Here is a 6,242-nt window from a genome sequence, read left to right as displayed (position 1 = left end):
AGGTCGGGATAAGCCTGCCGGATCTCGGCAAGGGTGTGCGTTCGGGCGACCTCGACGGGGTAGGGGTCGCGGCCCTCGGTGAGCAGCCGCTCCCGCTTGCCCTGACGGATCCGGAACTGCTCGGGAACGTCGGAGTCGGTGTCGGGCTGATCAGGAGAGGTCACGACGTGCCAGCTTAAATGAACGCATGGCCGATCCCATCAGCGCGGCGGCGCTAACCGCCGTGGTCGACGAGGTTATCGACTGGCGCTTCAAGGGACTGCCGTCGGCGTGGTGGGGCCACACGCCCGCACAAATCTGCGCGCAGGCACCCGATCTTTTCCAGGCCGGCGCGGTCGGGCCGGTCTGCGTGCTGCGCGCGGGCCCGTTGGCGCACAACCTGGCCACGATGGCTGACTGGTGTCGCGACCGCGGTGTGGAGCTGGCGCCGCATGGCAAGACACACATGGCGCCCCAGCTGTTCGCACGCCAGCTCCATGCGGGCTCATGCGGGATTACCGCGGCCACGCTGAGCCACGTCCGCGTCTACCGCGCCTTCGAGGTGCGCGATGTGGTGTTGGCCAACGAGCTGGTCGACGAGGCAGGACTGCGTTGGCTGGCAGCCGAATTGGACGCCGATCCCGATTTCCGCCTGACGTGCTGGGTGGATTCGGTGCACGGAGTGGACTTGATGACAAAGGCGTTGTCGGCCGCGGGGGCAGTCCGGCCCGTCGATGTCTGCGTGGAGGTCGGGATGGCCGGCGGGCGGACCGGATGCCGCGGGAAAGACGCCGTCGACTCGGTGGCGCGCGCGGCGGCGGAATCGCCACGACTGCGGTTGGTTGGTGTCGCGGGCTATGAGGCCGCGCTCGGACATGACGTCGGACCGGAGGCAGTCGCGAATGTGACGTCGTATCTGTTGGAGATGCGTGCGGCCGTCGTACGCCTGGCCGCGCTGTTCGAGACGGACCGCGTCATCGCGACCGCCGGGGGCAGCACGTACTTCGACGTGGTGGCCGACGTGTTGACCGGCGACTGGCCGACGGGGTTGTCAGTGCGCACCATTGTTCGCAGCGGGGCATATCTGACCCACGACCACGGCCTCTACGCCAGGACGTCACCGCTGGCGTTCCTGCCGGCCCTGCAGGTGTGGGCACAGGTGGTGTCGCGTCCGGAGCCCGAGTTGGCGGTGCTGACGATGGGCCGTCGCGACGTGTCGTTCGACCAGGATCTGCCAGTGCCGCTCGGGCTCGCCGACAGCGTCGTCACCAAGCTCAACGATCAGCACGCGTATTTGCGGCTCGGCGGTGCGGACCACCTCGACGTGGGAGCGTGGCTGGGCTTCGGCATCTCGCACCCGTGCACGGTGTTCGACAAGTGGCTGTTGATCCCGGTGCTCGACGACGGTGACCGGGTCGTCGACTTGATTCGCACGTTTTTCTAGTGGGCCTATTTGATGCCGACGACCATCGATTCGCCGCCCGTCAGCGGCTCGACGTAGCTGTCGCTGAAGCCGATCTCGGCCATCCATCCGCGGCAGTCCGCGCCCGTGTAGTCGAAACCGCCGGGCGTCTCGATCAGCATGTTGAGGCTCATAGTCAGGCCGTAAATGTTCTCTCGCCGGTCATCGTCGATGATCGCGTCGTAGGCGATCAGCGCGCCACCATCGGGAAGTGCGTCATACGCCTTGTTGATCAACATCTTCTTTTCGGTCAGGTCCCAGTCGTGAAGTATGTGGCCCATGATCAACACATCGGCGTTGGGAAACGGCTCGGCGAAGAAGTCGTGTGCTTGAAATCGCAGTCTGTCCGATAAGCCGTTGGCGGCAATGTATTCGGTAGTCACCGGTTCAAGCGGGGACAGGTCGGTACCACCGCCCGTCAGATGCGGATGCTTTAGCGCCACCTGGACCGGCACGTTGCCCTGTGCAGTCCCGATGTCCATGAATGTCTTGTACTTCTGCCACGGAAACTTCTCTGCGATCGCCAATGCCGACCCCATGCTGACCGCGGTCATCGCTTGTGCGAATTCGCGCAGTTTCGCGGGGTCCGAATAGAGAATTCCGAAGAAGTCCTCGTCCGACCTCGCCTCGTTCTGCGGCTCACCGGTGCGCAGGCCTTCCGTCAGGTTTCCCCAGAACGCGTACAGGCGGTTGTTGGCCATCTCGAGCAGGCCGCCGGTGTACGACGGTTTCGCCTTGTCGAGAAACGCGTCGGCCTCCGCAGCGTTGGAGTACACGTCACCGTCGCGCTCGAGCATGCGAAGGGCGACGAGACTATCGAAGAAGTCACGCGCGGCCCGCTCATGAATCCCGATCCGCTGCCGCAGTTCTTCCGCTGTCAGCGGGCCCTTGGCAAGCTCGGTGAACACCCCTAGTTCAACCGCGCTCAACAGCGTCTTCGACGACCAGAATGCCAACCCCAGCTCAAGTATCCGCCCAGGATCCAACGGCTCGACAGCACTCACAGCAATGTCCCTCCCATTAGCCCCATGCCGCCAGTGTGAGCCAATGATTCATTGCGCGTTCGGTTATCACGAAGAACGCTGTTCGCTCACATTGCGATCGCAAACACCTTAGCGGGCCTGCTTGAGCCTGCCGCGCTGGCTGTCGCGATTGCGTTCGAAAACCAGCCTCAGGCCGTCGAGGGTGAGGTGCTCGTCGTAGTGCTCGACGGTGCGCATATCGGGTAGCAGCAGCGGGGCGGTGTGCCCGGTGGCCACCACCGCGACGTCGCTGCCTGCGAAGCCGTCGACGTCCTCGCGGATACGCCGCACCAATCCGTCTACCAGTCCCGCGAATCCGAATATCGCGCCGGCCTGCATGCACTCGACGGTGTTCTTGCCGATCACCGACCGCGGCCTGGCCAGCTCTACACGGCGCAGTGCCGCCGACCGCGCCGCGGCTGCATCCGAGGACACCTCCACGCCGGGAGCTATTGCGCCGCCAAGGAATTCGCCCTTGGCCGATACCACGTCGACGCAAATCGACGATCCGAAGTCGACGACGATGGCCGCCGTGCCGTACTTCTGATAAGCCGCAAGGCAGTTGACGATGCGGTCGGCACCCACCTCCTTGGGATTGTCGACCAGCAGGGGGATGCCGGTTCGCACGCCCGGCTCGATGAGCACATGCGGCACCGACGGCCAGTACTGGCCGAGCATCTCCCGCAGTTCGTGAAGCACCGACGGTACGGTGGCCAGCCCGGTCGCACCGGTCAGCCGCTCGGAGTCGTCACCAATGAGGCCATCGATGGTCAGCGCCAGCTCGTCGGCCGTTACCTCGGGTTCGGTGCGAATCCGCCAGTGCTGCACCACTTTCGCGTGCTCCCCAGAGCCCGAGATCAACCCGACCACGGTGTGGGTGTTGCGGACGTCGATCGCGAGAAGCACGTTTATCGCGGCGACATCAGCTCGGCCACATCGGCCGGCACGTATGCGGGGTCGTGGGCGTGCTCGCCAAGATCGATCTGCTTGTTGTCGGCGTCGACGAACACCACTCGAGGCTGATAGGTGCGGGCCTCGGCGTCCTCCATCGTGCCGTAGGCGATCAGGATCACCAGGTCGCCCGGGTGCACAAGGTGCGCCGCCGCCCCGTTGATACCGATCACACCGCTGCCGCGCTCACCGGTGATGGCGTAGGTGACCAACCGGGCGCCGTTCTCGATGTCGACGATGGTGACCTGCTCGCCCTCGAGCAGATCGGCGGCGTCCATCAGGTCTGCGTCGATGGTCACCGAGCCGACGTAGTGCAGGTCTGCCTGCGTGACAGTGGCGCGATGGATCTTCGATTTCAGCATCGTTCGTAACATCAATTCCTCCAAGGCAATTCGTGATTTTCGGCGGAAGCGACCCCGGGATGACCGTCGATGCCTGCCGCTGCTCCGATGTCAATGGCGATGTTGTCCAGCAGCCGCGTCGTGCCCAGCCGCGCGGCGATCAGTATTCGACCTGCGCCCTCTGGCGGGGGCGGACCGAGCATCGGGTCGCGCACCTGCAGGTAGTCGACGTCGATCACGGGCACCTCATCGAGAACCGCACGCGCGGCGTCGAGCGCGGCCGCCGTACCACCCGAGGCCGCGTACATCCCCGCCAGCAGCGCGGCCGACAGCGCGCCTGCCTGCTCGCGTTCCACGTCGTCCAGATAGCGGTTGCGCGACGACATCGCCAGCCCGTCGGCCTCCCGCACGATCGGCACGCCCACGATCTGCACGTCGACGTTGAGGTCGGTCACCATTTGCCGGATCAGCACCAGCTGCTGGTAGTCCTTCTCACCGAAGAACGCGCGGTCCGGCCGCACGATCTGCAGCAGCTTGAGCACAACGGTGAGTACGCCAGCGAAATGCGTTGGGCGCGAAGCACCTTCGAGTTCCTCACCCAGCGGGCCGGGATGCACCGAGGTGCGGGTGCCGTCGGGGTACATGTCAGAGGCGGTCGGGGTGAACGCGATCTCGACGCCTTCGGCCCGCAACGCTGCAAGATCGTCGTCGAGCGTGCGCGGATAGGCATCAAGGTCCTCGCCTGCGCCGAACTGCAACGGGTTGACGAAGATCGACGCCACCACGACAGCGCCCTGCACCCGCTTGGCGGCGCGGATCAGCGCGAGGTGGCCTTCGTGCAGGGCACCCATCGTCGGCACCAGCATCACTCTGCGACCGGTGGCCCGCAGCGCCCTTGTGACATCGGAGACGTCGCGTGGGCTCGGATAAACGTTGAGCTCGCCGCCGGTGAACTTTGGCTTGCGCATGGTCATAGCTGCCCAGTCCCCAGCTGACGCGTGGGCCCATCGGCGAGCACCGCGAACACGTCGCCTGGCGCATGTGCGCGCTGGGCGGTGCGCAGCGAATTGGCCCGATACGCCTGTGCCAGTTGGGGATCCACCTCGGCCACCGCACGCAGATGCCCTGCAACCGCTGCCGCGTCGCCGCGGGCCACCGGGCCGGTCAGTGCCGCCTGTCCGCGCTGCAGCGCATTCTCCAGCGACGCGCGCGCCAGCGGACCGATCACACGCTCGGCAATCCCTCCTGGCGCGTCGCCGACCAGTTCCTGGCCAAGCAACTCCTGACCCCACAACGCGGCCCTCAGCGCCTCGACGGCGTCGAGTACCACAGTGACAACGTGATTGCTGGCATGCGCCAACGCCGCGTGATAGAGAGTGCGGGCGTCCTCGCGGACGCGGAACGGCTCGCCGCCGATCTCCAGCACCAGAGACTGCGCGATCGCATAGCCGACCTCGTCGGCCGCGGTGATCCCGAAGCACGCACCGGGCAGCCGATCGATGTCCTCGTCGGTGCCCGTGAAGGTCATCGCGGGATGGATCGCGAGCGGGATACACCCACGCTCGGTCAGGGGAGCCAGCACGGCGACGCCGTTGGCGCCGGAGGTGTGCACGACGATCGTGCCCGGCCGCACGGCATCGGTGGCCGCAAGGCCCGACACGAGCGCAGGCAGTTCGGCGTCGGGAACCGCCAGCAGCAGCAACTCAACGCGGCCTGCCACCTCGTCGACGGGCAGCACGGCGGTGTCGGGCAGTCGGCGCTGCGCGCGCTGTCGCGATTCGTGCGATATGGCGCTGCACGCGACCACGACGTGCTCGGCACGTTCCAATGCGACACCGAGCGCGGTGCCCACCCGACCAGCGGAAATGATGCCGATCGTGAGCCGCGCCGGACGGAATCCGTCGGGGGTCCCCATGCAGACGACCTCGCTGAATGTCAGAGAATTGTTCGTTCCGGTCCTGCGGTGCGGGTACCGGACGGTCGGTAAGAGGTTATCTCATTCCTCGCGGCGACGGCGACGGCCGCCCCCGGTCGGAGTGGCCTGGAACCTGGCCAGCAGCTCGGCCACCGACTGGCCACCGGTGGTCGCCGTGTCCTCGGCACTGCGATGCCGCGGCGCGGGGGGCGCGGTCGGGGGCTCTGGTCGCGGGGGCTCCGGCTCCGGGTGTGGTGGCGGGCCCGCGGACTCGGTGGCCAGTGTGGGCGGAGCAGGCGGCCGACCCGGATCGGCGGCTTCCGGCGGTGCGGAGTGGCGGCCGCGGTGAACGTCGACAGGCGGAGCCTGCATCGCCGGCTCGGGGGCCCGTCGTCGTCCGACGTACTCGCTCGAGGAGCCGTTCTCCGCAGCGGGCGAAACCCAGTTGCTGCCTGGCGCTCCCGCGGGAATCCACTCCCCCTCGGCCGGCGCCGGTTCCCAGCCGGGCTCAGGCGTCGGCGTCGGCGTGGGCGGTGGGGGTGGCGGCGGCTTGGGTGGCTCCTGTTGTTGCG

General features: G+C 66.8%; 6 protein-coding genes and 2 pseudogenes. 1 reads left to right on the top strand and 7 read right to left on the bottom strand.

Features of this window, described 5'->3' with window-relative positions; all coding sequences use genetic code 11:
- A pseudogene (locus VFH65_RS13995) lies at positions 1-164 on the bottom strand (lysine--tRNA ligase); the annotation flags it as partial.
- 23 nt (positions 165-187) lie between these two features.
- On the opposite strand from VFH65_RS13995, the gene VFH65_RS13990 reads away from it, so the two are divergent.
- Complete coding sequence (locus VFH65_RS13990; protein WP_353322285.1) at positions 188-1,423, top strand: alanine racemase; 1,236 nt, start codon at positions 188-190, stop codon at positions 1,421-1,423.
- 5 nt (positions 1,424-1,428) lie between these two features.
- On the opposite strand, the gene VFH65_RS13985 is transcribed toward VFH65_RS13990, so the two are convergent.
- The 6 genes and pseudogenes from VFH65_RS13985 to VFH65_RS13960 all read right to left on the bottom strand — a co-directional run.
- Positions 1,429-2,445, bottom strand: coding sequence for a methyltransferase (locus VFH65_RS13985; RefSeq protein ID WP_353322284.1), 1,017 nt, complete (start codon positions 2,443-2,445; stop codon positions 1,429-1,431).
- A gap of 108 nt (positions 2,446-2,553) precedes the next feature.
- The gene (locus tag VFH65_RS13980) at positions 2,554-3,369 is read right to left on the bottom strand and encodes a type III pantothenate kinase (RefSeq protein WP_353322283.1); all 816 of its coding nucleotides are present in this window, start codon (positions 3,367-3,369) and stop codon (positions 2,554-2,556) included.
- Between the two features lie 2 nt (positions 3,370-3,371).
- Positions 3,372-3,788 carry an aspartate 1-decarboxylase gene (gene panD / locus VFH65_RS13975; protein WP_353322282.1) on the bottom strand — a complete coding sequence of 139 codons (417 nt, stop codon included), beginning with the start codon at positions 3,786-3,788 and terminating at the stop codon, positions 3,372-3,374.
- Entirely contained in the window at positions 3,788-4,723 is a 936-nt protein-coding gene (gene panC / locus VFH65_RS13970) for a pantoate--beta-alanine ligase (RefSeq protein WP_414688413.1), read from the bottom strand. The genes panD and panC overlap by 1 nt, the downstream gene beginning before the upstream one ends.
- A 2-nt stretch (positions 4,724-4,725) precedes the next feature.
- Positions 4,726-5,670 carry a Rossmann-like and DUF2520 domain-containing protein gene (locus VFH65_RS13965; protein WP_353322280.1) on the bottom strand — a complete coding sequence of 315 codons (945 nt, stop codon included), beginning with the start codon at positions 5,668-5,670 and terminating at the stop codon, positions 4,726-4,728.
- 81 nt (positions 5,671-5,751) lie between these two features.
- Positions 5,752-6,242: pseudogene (locus VFH65_RS13960) on the bottom strand (hypothetical protein); the annotation flags it as partial.

It is taken from the genome of Mycobacterium sp. (genome assembly GCF_035697385.1).
Classification (GTDB): Bacteria; Actinomycetota; Actinomycetes; order Mycobacteriales; family Mycobacteriaceae; genus Mycobacterium.
This window is presented reverse-complemented; position numbering and strand designations above follow the sequence as displayed.